Here is a 20,447-nt window from a genome sequence, read left to right as displayed (position 1 = left end):
CCTGCGGGGCCGGCTAGCATCGGGTCTTTTTACGATGGATCAGATCATTTATTTGTTTAAAATCGATTGAGCCTGCTTATTGAAAGCGTCAAGCTCGGGTTTAACCTCTGCCTGACCACGGTAGATCCGCTCGAAGCTTTTCAGGTAAGTCTGCGCAATTTCTTCAAATGGCTTGATCATTGGCATCGGCTCGGAAGCTTTCATCTGCTCACCGATGACCTTGTAGTGAGGGTCCTGCTGAAGAGCGGGATCTTCCCAAGCTTTCTTGGTTGAAGGCATGGACTGTGTCATTTCCAGCCATTTCAGTTGTGTCTCCGGCTTGCTCATATAAGCAAGGAACTTCATAGCTTCCTCTTTATGCTCGGTAAATTGGAACACCGACAAGTTGGCTCCGCCAAGTGCGGAAATATTGTTTTCTTTCTTCGGAAGTACCGCAGTGGCCCATTTGCCTTTGAGATCAGGTGCCTGATCGTTAATCAGCTTAACCATCCAGGGTCCGCTGATAAACATCGGTACCACACCTTCTCCGGACAGGCCTTGAATAGCATCGATGCCCAGATCTTTCGGCGCTGATCCGTTTTTATAGAAGCTATTGAGATAATCGACGGCTTCAACGAATTCCGGCTGATCGAAAAGCGGCGTCTTACCGTCGATCAGCTTGGAGCCATTCTGCCTTGCGAACATGAAAGCCAGAGACTGCTCTTTGGGATCGATGGAAATTCCGTACTTGCCTTTGCCCCGCTGAGTCAGCTTCGTGGCGGCATCTTGCAGCTCGTCCCAAGTTTTCGGTGCTTCATTATAACCGGCTTCTTTAAGCAGGTCTGTCCGGTAGTAAAGCACGCGCGTATCGATATACCAAGGCACCCCTACGGTTTTATCCTCATACTTGGTTGTCAGAATCGAGCCGGGATAGAAATTGTCTTCTTTGATTTCCGGATAATTAGCGGCCATAGGCGTCAGATCCATTAGCGCACCTGCTGCCGCAAATTCAGGAATCCACGTGGTTCCCATTTGCACGACATCGGGGCCTTTCTTGGAGGCGACGGCCGTCAGCAGCTTATCGTGAGCGGAAGACCACGGAAGAGCCTGGACATTAATTTTAATATTCGGATTGTCTTTCTCGAACTGCTCGGCGATTTTGGGCAGAGACTTGGCTTCCTCGCCCATACCCCACACATTTAAGGTGACTTTACCGCCTTCTGCGCTGCTGCCGCCTTCTGTCGTTCCCCCATTACCGCATGCAGATAATACGCTGGTCAGGATCATGGCACCTGCTAGTCCCGCTGCCCACTTGTTACGCTTCATTCTTGTTTCCTCCCGTTAATGAGTGATTATGAATAAATAGGGTGTAATCTTATTGTGCCTAATAAATAAGGTTATCAAACGCAATCGAAACGTTTCGATTTCATTATAAATCATCTTGTAATCGGATTCAAGTTTCTTTTTCAGGAAAAATAAACCGCTTTCAATTAACGAATTTAGTTATTTTGTGAGTTTGACATCTCTGAAAGAAGAGGTTTATAATTCGGATTATCACAAATCGAAACGTTTCACTAATCCTTTTTAAAACTATGAACGTATATATCAACCAATCCAATCTCACATCATAAGGGGGCACTACAATGTCTGAGAAACAGCTGTTATCCATTTTGGAGAAGCTTACACTGGATCAGAAAATCGCGCAGCTTCAGCAGTTGGCGGGACCGTTCTTTGAAGGGGCATCAAGCCAGGGGCAAATTACCGGGCCTATGGCTGCCATGGGCATTACGGATGAAGTGCTGACCCATACGGGATCGGTTCTCGGGGTTACGGGTGCCGACGAGGTCATTGCCATCCAGAACGCGCATCTTCGCAAAAATCCGCACGGTATTCCGCTTCTGTTTATGGCGGATATCGTCCATGGCTATAAGACGATTTTCCCCGTTCCGCTTGCAATCGGCTGCTCTTGGGATATGGAGCTTGCCCGCAAGAGCGCGGAAATCGCAGCCAAAGAGGCTGCCGTGTCCGGTGTCCATGTCACCTTTGCACCCATGGTGGATCTGGTTCGTGACCCCCGCTGGGGGAGGGTAATGGAATCCACGGGTGAAGACCCTTATCTGAACAGCGAATTTGCCCGGGCATTTGTGCGCGGATTCCAGGGCGAGGATTTAAGCGCGGATTCGGACCGGGTAGCCGCCTGCGTCAAGCATTTCGCAGCCTATGGAGCAGCGGAGGGCGGACGCGATTACAATACGGTGGACATGTCGGAACGTCAGCTCCGGGAATTCTACCTGCCCGCCTACAAAGCGGCGTTAGATGAAGGCTGTGAAATGGTCATGACAGCTTTCAATACCGTAGACGGGATACCGGCCAGCGGCAATACCAGACTGATGCGGGATCTGCTTCGCACGGAATGGGGCTTTGACGGTGTACTCATCTCGGATTGGGGCGCGGTCAAGGAACTCATTGCGCATGGCACTGCCGCCGATGAGGCCGAAGCAGGCCGGAAGGCACTTGCTGCGGGCGTTGATATCGAGATGATGACGACGTGTTACATCGGCCATCTGCGCGCGATGGTTGAGCAAGGCGTGATCGAAGAGGCGCTGATCGACGAAGCGGTTCTCCGGATTCTGCGCCTGAAGCAGAAGCTGGGCCTGTTCGAGAGCCCGCTGAGGGGTGCTGACCCGGATCGGGAGAGGGAGATTGTGCTGAGCGGGGATCACCGCGAAGCAGCCCGTGAGCTGGCACGGAAGTCGTGCGTCCTGCTCAAGAACGAGGGCGGCGTCCTGCCGCTTAGACCGGAAAGCCGGATCGCGCTGATTGGCCCGTTCGCGAAGAGCGGGGACATTCTCGGGCCGTGGTCCTGGATGGGCTCCGCAGAAGAAGCGGTGCCGCTTTACCAGGGTCTCGCCGCCTATACAGACCCGGCCCGGATTACAGTTGCGGAAGGCTGCGGCGTCGAGAGCGGCACACCAGAGCAGATCACGCAGGCGCTTGAGGCTGCCCGCAGCGCGGACGTCATCGTACTGGCGCTCGGGGAGCACTCCGGAATGAGCGGCGAGGCTTGCAGCCGTGCAGACATCCGGCCGCCCGCTCCGCAGCTTGAGCTGGTCGCCGCGCTGAAGGCGCTGGGCAAGCCGATGACAGCCGTGCTGTTCAACGGCCGTCCGCTCGACCTGCATGGCATCATCGACGAAGCAGATGCCGTACTCGAAGCCTGGTTCCCCGGAACAGAGGGCGGCGCGGCGATTGCCGATCTGCTCTATGGCGCCGAGAATCCGTCGGGACGGCTGACGATGTCGTTCCCGTACAGCGTCGGTCAGGTTCCGGTATACTACAATCATTTCAATACAGGCCGTCCCCAAGATGCGCCTGATGCACAGGTACATTATGTATCGAAATATCTGGATATCCCGAACGAACCGCTGCTGCCATTCGGCTTCGGTCTGAGCTATACGGCCTTTGCGTATGAAGATGCCGGTATAGAAGGGAATACGATGACAGCCGGACAGCCGCTTGCGGTCTCCGTCCGGGTTACGAACACAGGAGCTGTGCCGGGTGAAGAAGTGGTTCAGCTCTATGTGCGGGATTTCGCAGGCGAGGTCGTGCGGCCCGTTAAAGAGCTGAAAGCCTATAAGAAAATTTTGCTGGAACCCGGAGAAAGCGTAAAGGTTACGTTTACCTTATCTGAAGAGCAGCTCCGCTACTATCATGCGGACCTGAGCCACACGAGCGACGCTGGAGAATTCGCCGTTTTTGTCGGACCGAACAGCCGGGATACCGCAGAGCTCCGGTTCCGGTTAACCAAGTAAAGAAAGCGAGTGAGCCAACACCATGACCACATTCACGAGCACATCGTTCGATATCCAGGCGGGGAGCCTGCGGTTTGCTTTTCTAAACAGCGGAGATATCCGGGAAATTACTTCGGGGCCTTTCCTGATCAATCAATGGCTGGCTAATCCGATTGACGGATCGCTGAATAATTTGTACCTGCGTCTGCACCGGGAGGAAGGAATCGAAGCGATTCCTTTGCTGGGCGTTCATTCGGACAGCCGCTTCCAGTACAGCGCTTCCCAGGTGGTCTGGGAAGGAACGGCCGAGGGGATGTCCTACCGGGTGACGTTCACTTTGACGCCCGGGGATATCTGGTTCTGGGACGTTCAGGTCAGCGGAACTACGGATGCTGAGATCGATTTGGTATACGGTCAGGACTTGGGTCTTGCCGACCGGGGGGCCGTCCGCAGTAATGAAGCTTATCTGTCTCAATATATCGATCATACGGTATTTGACGACAGCTCATTAGGGCGCGTCGTCTGCTCGCGTCAAAATCAGCCTCAAGGAACATTGTTTCCTTATATACAGCAGGGTTCCTTAACGAAAGCAGCCGGCTTCTCTACGGACGGGTTCCAGTTCTACGGGCTTTCTTACAAGGCAACGGATAAGCCGGAAGCGCTATCCCGCAATGAACTTGCCAATGAAATTTACCAGTATGAGTTTGCGTATACAGCACTTCAGTCGGAACGGGTCCGTATAGGCAGCGAGGGCGAAGCGGCCCGGTTCGTCTTCTACGGTCTCTTCAAGTCAAGCCATCCGGAAGCCGTTACGTCTCTTGAATATGAAGAGGAAGTAGCGGAAGCATGGGAATTAGCGCAGCGTATGTATGCAGATGCAGCTTCCGGAACCAATGGGATTGCAGCACGATCCGAGAGTGGGGCCGCTGCTGGCTTCACTGCAGCCGAGCCTGTCCTTCTCTCTTCCGATATCGGCAAACCGCTGACGGGAGAAAGCTTCACTCCGGCAGAGATTCAGCATTATTTCCCGGAGCGCCGTCTGGAGGAACGTCAAGAAGACGAGCTGCTCTCCTTTTTTACGGGAACGTATGAGCACGTGGTGTTACAAGCAAAAGAACTTCAGGTTGAGCGTCCGCACGGGCACATCCTGATGAGCGGCGATAACGCCCGGTTGAATGAGTCCGTTATCACATCTACTTCCTATATGTACGGGGTGTTTAACTCCCAGCTCACCGTAGGGAATACGTCATTCAACAAAATGCTGTCCCATGCGCGTAATGCCCTGAACGTTCCCAAGACGGCGGGACAACGCATTTATATAGAGAGTGGGGGAGAATTCCGGCTGCTCACTTTGCCCTCTCTGTTCGAAATCGGATTCAACTACACGCGCTGGTATTATAAAATGCCCGGGGATATGCTCATCATCACCAACTTCACCGCTGCGGACGCGGCTGAAGTTCACTTGCAGATCATCTCGGAGCAAGGAAAGGCGTACCGGTATCTCGTGACCAACCAAGCGGTTATGAACAACAATGAGTACGAGGTTCCGTTCTGCCTGGAGCTTGAAGCGGACGGACAAACCATTGCGTTCACTGCTGATAACGCTTCAGACAGTGCTACCGTATGGCCGGACCTGCGCTACCGCATGCGCGTGGAGGGCGCGAGTCTCGCTGTGTGGGATGAGAGCCGCTTGGCACCTAATGCCGCACCGGGTTCGGCTTCGCTGGTCGTGCTGGAGATTGGCGCGAGTGCTTCGTGGAGCTTGACAGTGCAAGGGCTGCTTCGCGGGGAAGAAGCTGCCTTCACTGGGGCAGATGCCGCTCAGGAAGCTGCCCGCTACCGGGATTTCCTGGAATCCGTCATGAACGGCTTCCGCTTGTCGCGCTCCGGTGCCGGCACGGATGAGGCACTGGACAAGATGAATGCGCTGGCCTGGTGGTACACCCATAATATGCTCGTCCACTACTCGGTTCCGCACGGATTGGAACAGTATGGCGGAGCCGCATGGGGAACACGGGACGTGTGCCAGGGGCCGACGGAGTATTTTGCCGCCACCGGCAAGTTTGATGAAATTCGTGACATTCTGCGTACCGTATATGCCCATCAGTATGAAGATGAGGGCAACTGGCCGCAGTGGTTCATGTTTGACCGGTATGCCCATATCCAGCAGGAGGAGAGCCATGGGGATGTCATCGTGTGGCCGCTGAAAATTCTCGGCGATTATTTGGCCGCCACCGGGGATGTGGCTTTTCTCCAGGAAAAGCTTCCTTACACGAAGCGGCATACGTTTGGTTTCACAGAGGAGCAGGCTTCTTTGAAGGACCACGTCCGCAAAGAAGTCCAGTATATCCGGCGTAACTTCCTGCATGATACGCACCTGTCCTCATACGGGGATGGAGACTGGGACGACACGCTTCAGCCGGCTAATGCCCAGCTCAAGAAGTACATGGTCAGCTCTTGGACTGTGGCACTGACCTACCAGGCAGTCCGTCAGCTGTCTGCCGTACTGTCAGACGCGGACCCGGATTTATCGGCAGAGCTGGGGGAGATGGCAGCCGGTATTAAGCGGGACTTCTCCCTTTACGTGCTGAATACGGATGTTATTCCCGGTTTCGTCTATATGGAGAAACCCGGCGAGACCGAATTTATGCTGCATCCGTCGGATACGAAGACGGGCATCTCTTACCGGCTGCTGCCGATGACGCGCAGTATGATCAGTGAGCTGTTTACGCCAGAGCAGGCTGAAGCGCACTACCGCCTCATCAAGGAAGAGATGTACTACCCTGACGGCGTCCGCCTGATGAACCGGCCTGCTCATTACGACGGTGGCGTCAGCCGCCACTTCAAGCGGGCGGAGCAGGCAGCTAATTTGGGCCGGGAGGTCGGCCTGCAGTATGTCCATGCCCATATCCGCTTTGTAGAAGCGATGGCCAAGCTGGGCAAGGCCGATGAAGTCTGGCGCGGCCTGCAGGTGATCAACCCTGTCCGAATCCAGGATGTTGTGCCAAGTGCCGAGCTCCGTCAGAGTAACGCTTACTTCAGCAGCTCGGACGGCAAGTTCAACACCCGTTATGAAGCCCAGGAACGGTTCGGTGAGCTTCGGGATGGCAGCGTTGCCGTTAAAGGCGGCTGGAGAATTTATTCCAGCGGTCCGGGAATTTACATGAACCAGCTTATATCGAGCTGCCTGGGGATACGGACCCAGGGAGGGGACCTTGTTGTAGATCCGGTGCTTCCGGCGGAACTTGACGGTCTGCGGTTTGATTTCCGGGTTATGGATATCCCTGTCACCTTCCTGTATCATTCTGCGGGTAAACCGGTCCGGCGTGTAAGTGTGAACGGACACGATCTGATTACGGAGGAAGTGGCCAACCGTTACCGTACGGGAGGTCTGCGGATCAAGCGTGAGGAGCTGCTAAAGCACCTTTCGGGCAATAGCCAAAACGTTATTGAACTAGTTAACTGAGCCGAAACGGCGGTCCTGCTGGACCGTCCTTTTGCTTTTACAACCGGATTCATTAGGGGATAGTAAGCATGCAAAATAATGGTATGATTAACCTATATATAAATGAAACGTGAGGAGAGAGTATTGTGGTCAGCATTAAAGATATCGCAAAAAAAGCGGGTGTTTCTATATCGACGGTATCTTACGCGCTGAACGGCAGCTCCAAGGTAACGGATGAAACATGTGCCCGTATTCTGGCGATCGCCAAAGAACTGGACTATACGCCCAATGCAGCGGCGCGGACCCTTAAGAAAAGGGAGACGAAAATTGTCGGTGTTTTTCTGACGGATTTTAGCGGCCCGTTCTATGGTCTGCTGCTGCAGGGTATTAAAGAAGGGCTGGACCGTGAAGGCTATGAGCTTATCGTGTGCAGTGGAGAGCAGTCTCATCGTTTCCTTCCGGAGAGGATGATTGACGGCGCTATCGTGCTGGACGCGGCCTTCTCCGATAAGGAACTGCTGCAGCATGCGGACCGGGGGCATAAGATTGTCGTCCTGGACCGGGAACTGGTTCACCCGAATATTAATCAGGTGCTGCTGGATAACAAAGCGGGAGCGACACTGGCGGCCGAACATGCGCTGGATCTTGGCTATCGCAAACTGTATGTCGTAACGGGGCCGCAAGCTTCCTATGACGCCAACAAGCGTCTGCAGGCCGTCAAGCAGGTAATGGACCGGGTCCCGGATGCCGAATATACGGAAATCGAGGGCAACTTCAGTAAATCTTCCGGCGAGAAAGCGGCAGAACGCATCTTGCAGGAATACAAGGAGCCGTCAGCTGTATTGTGCCTTAACGATGAGATGGCTATCGGCGTGTATAATACGGTCATGCAGTCAGAGTACCGGATCGGAGAGCATATCCACATCATCGGCTTTGATAATATTGAATTGTCCGCTTACATGACCCCGCGCCTGGCTACGATTGATTACTCCAAGCACAAGTGGGGGGCCCTGGCTGCCGAACAGCTGCTGAAGATTATCTCCGGCGAAGCCGTAGAGAATGAACGAATCTATGTCACGCTGGTCCCTGGAGAGTCTATTCAGCTTAGAGAAAGGCCGTGAGGATGATTGTGCGGGGCAAGCAAAGGAAGAGAAGGAGCCGCTAATCCAGAGTGATTAGTCGGCTTTTTTGGTTAATCGGATGATCATCAGGAGGGTTTCCGGGGATGTTAAACTTAATAACCGGCTTGCTAATCGCTGTCCTCATAACAATAGCCGCAGAAGATTCAAGCCCGATCGAGCGAGCTTAATTTATAAATGCGATCCAGTTTCGTTTTCTGTATGAAATGTCATTGCATTCGAGTCTTGCAAAAAAGAAATGAGCATGATAGAATAACTTCAGCTTAGAAAATGACCAAATGAACATTTTAGTCATATCGTATTGGGGTGATGAAATGGCAGTTGACCGTCGTGAACTTATTATAGAAGCGGCGTCAAAATCTTTTGCTCTATTCGGGTACAAAGCGACTACAATGGATCAGATTGCCAAAATCGCCAATGTAGGCAAAGGAACCATTTATACTTATTTTATCAACAAGGAAGAATTGTTCCAGGAAATCATGAACCGGCTCATTCAGGAGCTGAAGCATGTGGCCGAAGAGGCTTTGGATCCGAAGCTGCGCTTTTTTGAGAATTTGGGCAGAGTGCTGGATCGAATATTGGATTTTCAGGAAGAGCACGAACTGGCTATCAAGCTTTCCCAAGAGGTCAAAGAGATCAGTACGCAAATGGCGCATGAAGGGATTCAGCAGATAGAGAAGGCGATTGTCGGTTACATTCAGCAGCAGGTTCAGTATGCGGTTGATAAAGGCGAAATCAAGCCCTGCAATCCCGAAATTACAGCGTACGTGATGCTGAAGCTGTTTATAGCATTGACCTCGGACTGGAGAAATACGCATGAACGGCTGGATAAAAAGCAAGTGGCTGAATTGCTCCGGTTTTATTTACAAGAAGGGTTGGCTCCATAAGCGCTGGCCTTTTTTTACGCAAGAAAATGACCGTTTGACGAAAACAGTCAATTAGTAAATTATAGGAGTGGGAAAGATGAAGAAGGGTACTAGACAAAGACAATTCGGGAGTGAATTGGCTTCGATTGTGCGCAACCGCAAGGTGCTGATCCCCGTTATTGCGGTATTGATGGTTCCCGTATTGTACACCGCCATGTTTCTGGTGGCTTTCTGGGACCCTTACGCCAAGATGGCCGAGTTACCGGTAGCGATTGTCAATGCGGATAAAGGCACGGAGTTTAATGGAAAGACGCTGCATATCGGCGATGAATTTGTTCAAAAGCTTAAGGAAGACCCGCAGTTCCGCTGGGAATTCGTATCCAAGGATGTAGCGGCTGCCGGAATGGCGGACAAGAAATATTACATGACGATTGAAATACCGGAGGATTTCTCGGAGAAGACGACAACTTTAACCTCTGACAATCCGACTGCGGCGCGGTTCACCTATCTGCCGAATGAGAGCTTCAACTTCCTGGCTTCCCAAATCGGGGGGACAGCTGTAGAGAAAATGAAGGAATCTCTGAATAAGAACATTACGGAAACCTATGCCCGTACCGTCTTCGATCAAGTCGAGGAGCTGACCGATGGTATCGGCAAAGCTAGCGACGGGGCCGGCAAGCTGGCTGAAGGAACCTCTACAGCTAAAGACGGCGCTATTAAAATCGAAGAAAACCTCGGCAATCTCGTTAACGGCACGTTAACCTTAAAAGAAGGCGCCGTGAAGCTGGAAGCCGGCGGTGCGAAGCTGGATGAAGGCGCCGCGAAGCTTAACAGCGGAGCAAGCAGTCTGGCGGGCGGCTTAGCGCAGCTGCAAGAAGCCCAGAAGCAGCTCGGTTCGGGCGCTGCGGATCTGGGCACGGGCGCCGCATCGCTGGGAACCGGCGCGCAGAACTTAAGCAGCGGCCTCACCCAGCTGGCAGACGGCAGCGGCAAGCTGACCGCCAGCTCCGGGCAGGCTTCGCAGGCCTCCAAGCAGCTCGCGGACGGTCTTGCCGAGTCCGGAGCAGGCGCGGCGAAGCTGGAGAAGAGCGCAGCCGATCTCGCGAAGGGGCTCGAAGGCCTTGCGCAGCAGAATGAGGAGCTTGCGCAGGATGCCGGATTCCAGAAGCTGCTCGCAGGAAGCAAGCAGCTCGCGGCGGGCATGACCAGCTCCAAGGAAGCCCAGGAGCAGTTGGGCCAGGGCGCGGCTCAGCTTAATCAAGGTCTGGGCCAGCTGAATACCGGCCTGGCTGCATTTGACGGCAAGCTGAAGGAAGCCACAGCTGGCGGACAGAAGCTGTCTGCAGGCGGCCAGCAGGTAGCTGAGGGCGCCAAGAAGCTGACTGGCGGGATGGATCAATTCGGAGCCAAGCTCGGCGAAGCCAAAGCTGGAAGCCAAGAACTCGCAACCGGGGCAGCGCAGCTGACCGGCGGTGCTTCTGAACTGCATAAAGGCCTCACTCAGCTTACGACCAATATTAATCCGTTCATCGATGGTTCGCAGCAGCTCAAAGACGGGGCGGATAAGATCGCATCCGGGCTTACTGAGCTGAATGACGGTTCGAATGAGTTGTCCACTAAGCTGAGCGATGCAACGGACAAAACATCCGGACTCCAAGTATCCGATTCGATGTATGATATGTTCGCAGGACCGGTGAAAGCCGATACCGAGAAAATCAACGAAGTTCCGAACTACGGAACAGGTTTCGCGCCATACTTCTTGTCGCTGGGCCTGTATGTAGGTGCTCTTGTACTGACCATTGTGTACTCGGTACGTGAGCCTGCCATTGCTCCAAGAAGCGGCTGGAGCTGGTTCTGGAGTAAAGCACTGACACTGATTACGGCAGGGACTATCCAAGCCATCGTGGCAGACGCCGCACTTCTATGGCTGCTTGATATGGAAGTGAAAAGCATTCCGCTGTTTATGCTGTTCTCGATTATTACGAGTATCTGTTTCATGATGCTGATTCAGTTCCTGGTGACAACGATGCAGAATCCGGGCCGTTTCCTGGCCATCGTGATCCTGATTTTCCAACTCACCAGCTCGGCAGGTACTTTCCCGCTGGAACTGATTCCGAACTGGCTGCAGAAAGTAACGCCTTGGCTGCCGATGACCTATTCGGTTGCAGGTCTTAAGGATGTTATTTCAAGCGGTAATTACGATTCCATGTGGAGTAACTTAGGCATTCTGGGTATCTTCGCCGTCCTGTTCGCCGGAATTACCCTAACCTACTTTATTGTGCTTCACCGTAAAACAAAAGCCCGGAACCTTGAAGCGAATCCCGCCTAACGGTCAATTACGGGCAGCGTAATAAATAAAAGAGTGAGTGAATAAAAAAAGAGAATGAAATGAGCCGTCCCCTAAGCAGCCAAAGCTGTTCGGGAGACGGCTCTTCTTTTACACTGGAACCTTTACTGTGGAACCTTTTACTCTACAGGAATAAGTTCATCCGTGGTTTTGCGATCGGGAACCTTGGACTTGCTCAGAACGACAGGCACTTTGACTGTTGTTTTAATTTTCGGATTTTTGACGGAAGAGATCGTGACAGTCAGTTCGACATTTACGATTCCTTTTGCCGGAACCAGTTTCAAGATGCCCTTGTTATCAATATAAGCTTTGTTGTTGCTGTTCGTCACTTTATAGGAAATACCATCGGTTTTAGGAAGTTTGAGTACAGGCTGGTTGAGCTTCTTGGTGTTCACGATTTCCGTTTTGAACTTATCCTTGGCTTGTGCGACCTTGTCGCTTTCCAGATTGGCAATACGCAGCGAGGTATAGGCCGTGTATGCGATTTGTTCCGGGTTATTGCCGTACTTGTCGAGTTTTTCTGCAATAACCGCCAATTTATAAGTGCCGGAACCGAGTGTTTTCACAATCAGTTCGCCATTCTCATCTGCTTCTCCGTCGACATAAGAACCGTCAATACCTTCAAAAGAGTAGACGCCAGGTTCAATCGGCTTGTACTCGCCCGCGCTGTTGCGCTGCGCGATCTGATCGATGCGGCCGATGAGTTCGTCATCCAGTCCGAAGAGCCACAGTGATAAAGAATTGATATTTTTGGCCGTCAGACGGAAGGAGAGATCGGAAGCTGTCGGGCCGTCCTCGTCATTCTCCGGATAAATGACCGTTTCGGTCAGCTCCAGCTCTTGCAGTCCGAAGCCATTCTCCGGCTTCTCAGCTCCGACGTGAACGGCGAATGGCAGATGCAGCGTAGGCTGGCCTGTCTTCTCCAGTACGACTTCACCTTCGTATACACCCTTCACGGCATTAGCTTTAGGCGTTACGGAGAGGAAGAATGATTTCTCTGCGCCTGCGGCTACCGTGATTTTCCCGCCGCTGCTCAGCCCGAGGAGCTCGGTAGTCAGATTGTTGACATCCGGTGTAGGCGTCGGTGCATTCGGATCGGAAGTCACTTTCGAATGAAGGACGACTTTAGCGGAATAAGTCTGGGATTGCTTGGATGTGTTCTTGAATTGTAATTCTTTCTGGGCATTGCTTCCCGGCGCCACGACACCAAAGGATGCGGAGGAACCGTAATTGGTTACCGGCTGCGGATTCCAGTATTTATCCAGGATGGTGATCGGCTCTACCGTTTCCAGAAGAGCAGGTGTCTGGATCGCGTTCGCCAGATTAGCGCGCCCTGCGCCCTGAGAATATACATCGTACAGCGTTCCGCTCAGATCGCGGATCTTGTCGGATGTGTTGGCAAGCCCGGCGCGGATATCGGCAGGTGTCCAGGCCGGGTGCTGCTGTTTCAGCAGCAGGGCAAGTCCGGCCACATGGGGAGCCGCCATGCTGGTACCGCTGCTGCGGCTGTAGGCGCGGTCATACGAAGCGCCCGGTTTGAACTTGCCGTAGGCCGGCCAGGTGGACAGTACGCTTACGCCCGGAGCGGTGATATCCGGTTTGATGCCCAGATCAGCATCTACGTTCGGCCCGCGGGAGCTGAAGGTTGCCATCGTATCCCCCGGCGTTTCCGTATACGGGTACTCCGGTCCGAAGGCAAGCTTCAGTGCACTGCCCGGAGCGGTGAGTGCCTTGCGTGCCAGCGCGCGCCCCTCGGTTCCTTTCATATCGAAGGTCGGGATATACTCGAACCCGTCACCGAGGAAGGCGGCGGACCCGATATGCCCGTCACGTCCGATTACGGAAGGGGACAGATCGGCAGCATTCGGGTTGCTGCGCTCCGTGTTGCCGTTGAAGATAATGGCGGCTTTGGCGCCTTTACTCTTCGCAGTGGTGATCTTATCCACGAAGGCGATGCCTCCGCGAGAGATTAGGACGACTTTGCCGGCGACATTTTTGCCGTCATAGTCTTCATTCTGTCCGAGATCCACGTAGACGACATCTTGGGCGCCCGTGCCCAGCAGGGCAGCGAAATTCTCCTTGCCGGTCTCCCAAGCCATTACGTTGAGATCGTAAGGCGCGTAAGCTGCCGCGGTAACGGTCGCCGCCTGATTCTGTGCAACAGCGGAGATTGGCGCAGAAGCCGATGCGGAGGCAGCTGCCGTGGCCGCGGCAGAGGCTGCTTCCGTTACGGTAGCCTTGTACTGGTTCGTGGTACTCGTCACGGCACCTACGGAAATGGCAAGCGGGGAGGTTGCCGGGGAACCGAGGGAGTAATAGTAAGGTCCCTTGTCCGCTGCATTCCCGTTGGCAATGACAGTGACGACCCCGCCGAGTACGGCGTTATTAATCGCCACGACATCGGGGGAGTTCGAATCTTTCTCCGAATCGGAGCCCAGGGACAGGTTGATGACGTTCATGCCGTCTTTGACCGCCCGCTCGATCCCGTCAATGACCTGTGCCGACGACCCGGAGGCTCTACCGGTTTCCGTATTGCGGCCGAGTACTTTGTACACATAGAGGTCGGCTTCATAAGCGACGCCCTTCTGCACGATGTCTGAAGTCTTATTAGCCGCCCGCCCGACAATTGTACCGGATACGTGGGTTCCGTGAGAAGTGCCTTCGAACCCGGTCTTGTACGGATCTTCTTCCGGAGTGAGCGGGGGTTCCTCGTAAGGATCATTGTCCTTCTCAAAAGAATCATAGCCGCCCTTGTAGGCGTCTTTGAGATCGGGATGCAGATAATCCACGCCTGTGTCGATCACGCCGACCTTCAGGCCTTTACCGGTAAGCCCTTTGGCCCAGGCGGCATCGGCGCCTATCTGCTTGAGCGGATTGCTGTCATATGTGGGGCTATTGGCATCGAGACCTGCCGGTTCACCGACAGGAATCGGATAATAATTAGCGCTGTGGTGGATGGATTTTACGCCCGGAAGCTTCGCGAGTTCAGGAATCTTATTCGCTGGAACGGTTATTTCGAGACCATTCAGTACCGTGTTGTACTGATAGTTTACGGTCATCGCGATTCCGCTGCTTCTGGCGCTGTTCAGTAAAGTGGTCTGCTCTTGATTAACGGAGGATTCGTTAGCTTCTGCTGCAAGGGAGCTGTTGCCCGTTTTGGCGGCATATTTGCCGACTGCGGCTGGCTGGCCTTTCAATTGTACGATGACTCGGACCGATTCAGTAGTAGTGGTGTTGATCTTCGGTGAAATATACCCTGCTGCTTGATCCGGCAGTGCCTTTGTGCCCGCGCCGGGAGTATTCAGTTTAAAACCGTTGCTCTGGGCGGCTTGGGCCGTTTGAACCTGTGCGAGGCTCGTTCCCGCAATGAACGTAAAGGCGAGTGATACGACAGACAATTGTTTGATCAGGCGGTGATTGTTCAACTAGTTCCCTCTTTTCATCCGGAAATTTGACTTACATCAAGCTAGATGAAACTGCAAGCTCCCTCCTCTTTCTACTAGAAATAGGTGACTATTAAATAAGACAGTTTGACCAACTGGTTAATTACAAGAAAATAAATAATTTTTGGTAAAAAAATTTCTTGAAATCCATACAAGGCTGGTAAAAACAAGACCAGGCTTTTATTGTAAAAAAAGAAGATGACAGGGCGGCGGTGTAGTTGCCTTACTAGATTTATAGAGGTATAGTGATCTCAAATAATGGAAATGAAGCCGACGGAAGAAAGGTTGAGCGATGGGACCCTTCTTCCAGGCGGCTTCCAGTCAGAATGGCAGAATAGGAGGAGTGCGATGGATGCCCGTTTGCATCCTCTGTTTAGCCCGGTTCAGGGCAATGGCAGAGCCTCTAATTATGTGTATCGCGAAATGACCCCCTCGCCTGCACTCAGGCCTTATGTGGCTTGTTATTGGATATCCGAACCGGCTCCGCCGGTGCATGGAGGGCCGCTCAACAGCTCATCGGGTACAAGCGTTGACCGTGTACTGCCGGATGGATGTACGGATATTATTGTTAAGCAGGACCTGTACAGGGATCACTGCGCTGCTATCTACTGCGGCATTTTCGATCATGCTTTTACGATTAAATATGTCGAGCAGCAGCCTGTAAGAAGCTTCGGTGTCCGCTTTTTCCCCGGAGGTGCCTGCCGGTTTATGGGAATCCCGCTGAACGGGTTTGCCAATCAGGCTTTACCGCTGGAATTGCTTTTACCGGATCTGGGAAGCGGTGTGCGGGAACGGATTCTGCAGGCAGCCTCCGTCACGGAACAGGTCCGGGAGATGGAGAGCTATCTGCTGGCCCGTTTGCGTAAGCAAGAAAGAGACGGTGACTCACTGGTACAAAACCTTCTCCACCGCATCTTTATTTCGGGCGGCCAAGAGAACGTACAGAGTATGGCGGCATCGGAGGCAGTCAGTACACGCCAGATGAACCGGAAATTCAGCCAGTGGATAGGAACGAGTCCCAAAAAATTCATGGAGATCGTGCGGTTTCAGTCCGTGCTGCGGGAGATAAAGGCAGGCCGCATTACCGATTGGCGGACGGCTGCACTGGAGAGGGGATTCTATGATCAGGCTCACCTGATCCGGGAATTCAAGCGTTTCTACGGGGATACGCCGGTCATAGCTGCGCAGGAGTACAGGTGCATGTCCGATTTATCCAATTCTTGACCGGAGTTTAGGGTTATACTGGAATTACATGCAGCCTTGCACGCAATTCTGCAGGCAGAGAGCAGCGGGTTGTCGAACGGACCGCCTGCGTCTCGGACCGCGGAACGCAGGCGGCCGCAGCGGACAGGATTTTATATCACGGATGGAAGAAAGGGCGGGAATCACATGAGCGGAGTATTGGAAATCCGGGATCATCTCCTGAGTGAATTGGAACTCGCAGTTCGTACAAGTGAATCACTGATCAATAGAATTAAACCGGAGGAATGGACGTACACGCCGCAGGAAAACATGCGTACGCTGCAGCAGCTGGTTCATCATCTTGTCTCGATTCCGGCATCGGATCTTGCGATTCTTCAGGAAAAAGAGCAGCCAGAGGTGGAAGCTGTCGAGAATCGTGTGCAGGGAATATCCGATCCGGAGCAGTTGTCCAGACAGCTGCGGGAAAATTTCGAGAGCTTCAAGGTGTATATCACGGGACTTACGGAGGAAGAACTGCTGCGCAAATCGACGAAGGCCTTCTATCTGGATCATGGAATGGTTCAAAGTAAGTGGCTGATCGAGGTCGTCACTCATATGTTTCACCACCGGTCCCAACTGTTCAACTATCTGAAGCAGCTGGGGCATGATATCAATTTCTTCCTGCTGTACGCTTAACTTCTCATACAATAGGTTCAGGCAGCGCCTGACAGAACAAAGCAGCCCGCCCGGTAAGGGGAGCTGCTTTTTTTTTTGGCACAAATGAGACAGAGGTCTGATCAATATACGCCTACAGCGTCATAAGCTTTGCCTACAGAGACGGCCTCGCCGGAACCGGCTCCGTATAAATCAACGGCAGATTGAACGGCTGCATCCCGGATATCTGCGAAGGTAGAGTAAGGGGAAAGGTAATAAGTCAGTGCATGATAATAAATTTTGATTGCCTTATCCCGGCTGATGCCGGTTACAGTTACGTTAGAATGAGTGCCGCCCTGGGAGAGAAGATAGAAGGCTTTGTTGTTGATGCCGCTGTTGATGTGCACGCCGCCGTTGTCAGCCGTGCCTGTATATTTGTTGCTGTAGTGGTTGGGCTGGTTGTACAGCTCCGGATTAGAAAGGGAGCGGATGCCGTCACCCGGGGTATTAGGCGTATAAATGTCATCTCCTACAAGCCAGGTCGTACCTTGGATCGTATTGCCGAAAATATCGGAGATGGATTCATTCAGGGCCCCGGACTCTCCATAATATTCAAGACCCGCGGAATACTCGGTGACGGCGTGAGTCAACTCATGCCCGATCACGTCCAGATCTCCGGAGAAAGGCAGGAAAGTCGTTCCGTCGCCGTCCCCGTATACAATCTGTACGCCGTTCCAGAAGGCATTGTTGTATTTTTTACCGTAATGGACGGTTGATTTGATCAGCAGGCCGTTTCCGTCGAGACTGTTGCGGTTGAACTTGTTTTTGTAAAAATCATAGACTTTCTCCGCATAAGCATGAGCATCGACGGCCGCACGATCCGTCCAATTGTTATTATTCGTGGTGGTTACCACGCTGCCGGGAAGGGAGGACAGGTTGTTAGCGGTATAGGTCTGGATTCCTTTCCCGCGAGTCGTGTCCTTGAGCTGATAGCTGCTTCCGCTCTGCGTGGTGATGAACTGCTTCGTATCGCCCAGAACGCCGGTACCGGTGCCTACCGCATGCTGGAGCAGATCATAGCTGCGGATGATCTCACCGTTTACCGCGTCAATAAAATAGCGGGTACGGGCCGGAGAGGGCTCCAACACGTTCACTTCGGTCACATAAGCGAGCAGGTTCTTGCCTTCCAGGGGATAGATCGTCAGTTCCGCCTGAGGAGCTTTCTGCTGTTCGCCGAGTTTACCGAGTTTTTTCTCGGCATCGGCGTTAGCCTTGGCAATGGCTTGGGAAGCATTGATCACGGCTGTCAATCCGTTGGATACATTTTGCTGTGCATCAGGTAAGATGCTGCCGAGGTAGGAAGAAACGTTCCCTTTCTTATCCAGATGCACCGTCTGCTCGGCACCATAGACAGGAATGTCTTGGATGTACTGCTTCAGCCGGTAATGCTCCGTTCCTGAAGCGGCGTCTTTTTGGCGTTTCACGATTTTTAGCTGCTCTTTGGCGGACTTGCCGAGTTGAATGGCGCCTTTCTTGCTATCCAGGAAGCTCCAGACTTTCTCATCATTCGATAAACCTGCCGGCGCATTCCACGTTTCTCCGAGGAACTTGGGCGCGACCGATTGGGGGGTTGCCGCGGCTTCGGTAGAAGCTGCGCCTGCCGGTACGGCGGCCGCTAAGAGCAGAGCTCCTGTCAAAGTGAGCGAAGTGAATGTTTTTCTCATTAATAATCCCTCCAGAATGGTTGATTACCGCTTTGCGGTATGTGGAACGATGAACTCAGATTGATCTGAGCCGCGAACAGGCCGCACAATCCGTTAGACATTCCCCCTTTCAAAAAACAGCAAAAGGCTGCCGTTTATAACGACAGCCTCCGAAGGATCGGTGGGTCCGGTTTTTATCCTACTATTCTTATGGGTTTATATGGATATTATAAAAATCGTGAGCGGATTTGTCAAACAATTTTTGGTAAATTACCTGTTATTAGTAATTTGTGCCCTCCCGTTTTTCAGATATTGATTCAGTCTCGACGTATTCGGGAAAAATAATAGACAGCGGAATACAACGAATTATGAGGTGAGGCAATGACCGTTTTTAAAAAAACTGCAATAGATCACATTCAGCAGGCTATGAACACGAATCCGATCAGACTGGCGGATGGCACGCTGCTGCCCAGGCTGGGCCAGGGAACCTGGCGGATAGGAGATGATCCCTCTAAGCGGCAGGATGAAATTGCAGCACTCAGACTCGGCGTAGAACTGGGCATGAAAGTCATTGATACGGCGGAAATGTATGGGGACGGCAGATCGGAGTCGCTTGTCGGAGAGGCGATTCAGGGGATCAGGGAGGATGTCTTCCTTGTATCCAAGGTTTATCCTCACCATGCCGGGCTGGATCAGCTGGAGAAGAGCTGTGAAGCAAGCTTAAAGCGGCTGAAAACCGATCATCTTGATCTTTACCTGCTTCACTGGCGGGGCAATGTCCCTTTGAGTGAGACGATAGAAGGAATGCAGCGGTTGGTCGAAGCGGGGAAAATAAGCAGATGGGGCGTCTCCAACTTCGATGCAGCGGACATGCTGGAGCTGTCCGGACTGCAGGGCGGAGTAAACTGCGCCACGAACGAGGTTCTCTATCATCTGGGCTCCCGTGGGATTGAATACGATTTGCTGCCTTTGCAGCGTGATTATCGTATGCCGGTCCTGGCATACAGCCCGCTTGCTCAGGCGGGTTCGTTAAGAAGTGAGCTCCTTGAGAGTCCGGCGGTGAAGGATATCGCGGAGCGTCATGAGATTACGCCAATGCAGCTTCTGCTGGCCTGGTGCATCAGAGGAGGAGATGTGCTGGCCATCCCCAAAGCGTCGACGGAAGAACATGTGCTGCAGAATGCCGGCGCTGCGATTATTCAGCTTTCAGAAGATGACTTGGTAAGACTGGATGAAGAATTTCCGCCTCCTGTGAATAAAATACCGCTGGATATCATTTAAGACCGAAAGGCCGCCCGTATATATACCGGGGGCCTTTTTGGCTTTTCTTAACGGCAATGCAGCCGATTCCGAACGTGTACGGTCCCTCTTCTACTGTCCCCATTTTAAAGCCATCGTTAAATGGCAGCAGGGTGTGCCTTCGATATCGGGATCTATTTCCAGGATAATGGAGCTGGGTGTGTACCGGGTCGTAATGATCGAGCTGACCCCGATCGACTTCATCAGGCGGTCTACTTCCAGCTTATTGCCGGCCTGAGCGGCGGACATGACCTGATGGGCGAAGCTATTGTCCGCCAGTCTGGCCAGCACCTGGCTTCCGTCTGCCATTAACTTGCGGAAGGCTAGGATAGACTGGCTGAGCGTGCTCGTATTGACGGGCGGATATTTGCGTTCCGAGTCCGGATTGCCGTACCCATAGGCGGGATAGCCGGAGGCGGTATAGGGATAAGGCGCATAGTCAGTCTGCCTTGGCCATACATAATAAGGATGGGGAAGCATGCGGGCCCTCCTTTCTTGATGAACAGACGCAATTGTTTCAGTATATGAATCCGATGGGCGCTTGTGCAGCCGCTTTCTCTGCAAAGACCCGGAATCCCTCTGGAGGCGGAATAGACCTG

Annotated in this window: 12 protein-coding genes; 8 read left to right on the top strand and 4 right to left on the bottom strand. The window is 52.9% G+C overall.

Annotation, left to right across the window (positions count from 1 at the left end; genetic code table 11):
* Window positions 1-48: 48 nt before the first annotated feature.
* Window positions 49-1,305: a sugar ABC transporter substrate-binding protein gene (locus AR333_RS19980; RefSeq protein ID WP_068777139.1), complete on the bottom strand. Its 1,257-nt coding sequence runs from the start codon at window positions 1,303-1,305 to the stop codon at window positions 49-51.
* A 317-nt stretch (window positions 1,306-1,622) separates the two neighbouring features.
* On the opposite strand from AR333_RS19980, the gene AR333_RS19975 reads away from it, so the two are divergent.
* The 5 genes from AR333_RS19975 to AR333_RS19955 all read left to right on the top strand — a co-directional run bounded on the left by AR333_RS19975 (window position 1,623) and on the right by AR333_RS19955 (window position 11,549).
* Window positions 1,623-3,791 carry a glycoside hydrolase family 3 N-terminal domain-containing protein gene (locus tag AR333_RS19975; protein ID WP_068777138.1) on the top strand — a complete coding sequence of 723 codons (2,169 nt, stop codon included), beginning with the start codon at window positions 1,623-1,625 and terminating at the stop codon, window positions 3,789-3,791.
* A 22-nt stretch (window positions 3,792-3,813) separates the two neighbouring features.
* A complete protein-coding gene (locus AR333_RS19970; RefSeq protein ID WP_068777137.1) occupies window positions 3,814-7,236 on the top strand; it encodes a cellobiose phosphorylase in 3,423 nt (1,140 codons plus the stop codon).
* 125 nt (window positions 7,237-7,361) lie between these two features.
* A complete protein-coding gene (locus AR333_RS19965; protein WP_068777136.1) occupies window positions 7,362-8,336 on the top strand; it encodes a LacI family DNA-binding transcriptional regulator in 975 nt (324 codons plus the stop codon).
* A gap of 332 nt (window positions 8,337-8,668) precedes the next feature.
* Window positions 8,669-9,241: a TetR/AcrR family transcriptional regulator gene (locus AR333_RS19960; protein WP_068777135.1), complete on the top strand. Its 573-nt coding sequence runs from the start codon at window positions 8,669-8,671 to the stop codon at window positions 9,239-9,241.
* 76 nt (window positions 9,242-9,317) lie between these two features.
* On the top strand, window positions 9,318-11,549 hold the full coding sequence (locus AR333_RS19955) for a YhgE/Pip domain-containing protein (protein ID WP_068777134.1): 2,232 nt from the start codon (window positions 9,318-9,320) through the stop codon (window positions 11,547-11,549).
* Window positions 11,550-11,686: 137 nt separating this feature from the next.
* Here AR333_RS19955 and AR333_RS25660 read toward each other — a convergent pair whose 3' ends face one another.
* A complete protein-coding gene (locus tag AR333_RS25660; protein WP_068777133.1) occupies window positions 11,687-14,992 on the bottom strand; it encodes a S8 family serine peptidase in 3,306 nt (1,101 codons plus the stop codon).
* Between the two features lie 366 nt (window positions 14,993-15,358).
* On the opposite strand from AR333_RS25660, the gene AR333_RS19945 reads away from it, so the two are divergent.
* Window positions 15,359-16,234, top strand: a complete 876-nt coding sequence (locus tag AR333_RS19945; RefSeq protein ID WP_068777132.1) for a helix-turn-helix domain-containing protein — start codon at window positions 15,359-15,361, stop codon at window positions 16,232-16,234.
* A 165-nt stretch (window positions 16,235-16,399) separates the two neighbouring features.
* Window positions 16,400-16,888, top strand: a complete 489-nt coding sequence (locus tag AR333_RS19940) for a DinB family protein (RefSeq protein ID WP_068777231.1) — start codon at window positions 16,400-16,402, stop codon at window positions 16,886-16,888.
* 101 nt (window positions 16,889-16,989) lie between these two features.
* On the opposite strand, the gene AR333_RS19935 is transcribed toward AR333_RS19940, so the two are convergent.
* Window positions 16,990-18,570, bottom strand: a complete 1,581-nt coding sequence (locus AR333_RS19935; protein ID WP_068777131.1) for a M4 family metallopeptidase — start codon at window positions 18,568-18,570, stop codon at window positions 16,990-16,992.
* Window positions 18,571-18,930: 360 nt separating this feature from the next.
* On the opposite strand from AR333_RS19935, the gene AR333_RS19930 reads away from it, so the two are divergent.
* Complete coding sequence (locus AR333_RS19930) at window positions 18,931-19,830, top strand: aldo/keto reductase (protein WP_068777130.1); 900 nt, start codon at window positions 18,931-18,933, stop codon at window positions 19,828-19,830.
* 90 nt (window positions 19,831-19,920) lie between these two features.
* On the opposite strand, the gene AR333_RS19925 is transcribed toward AR333_RS19930, so the two are convergent.
* Window positions 19,921-20,328 (bottom strand): hypothetical protein, encoded by a 408-nt coding sequence (locus tag AR333_RS19925; protein WP_068777129.1) that lies wholly within the window; start codon window positions 20,326-20,328, stop codon window positions 19,921-19,923.
* Window positions 20,329-20,447 lie beyond the last annotated feature (119 nt).

The organism is Paenibacillus sp. FJAT-26967, assembly GCF_001541095.1.
GTDB lineage: Bacteria > Bacillota > Bacilli > Paenibacillales > NBRC-103111 > Paenibacillus_F.
This window is presented reverse-complemented; position numbering and strand designations above follow the sequence as displayed.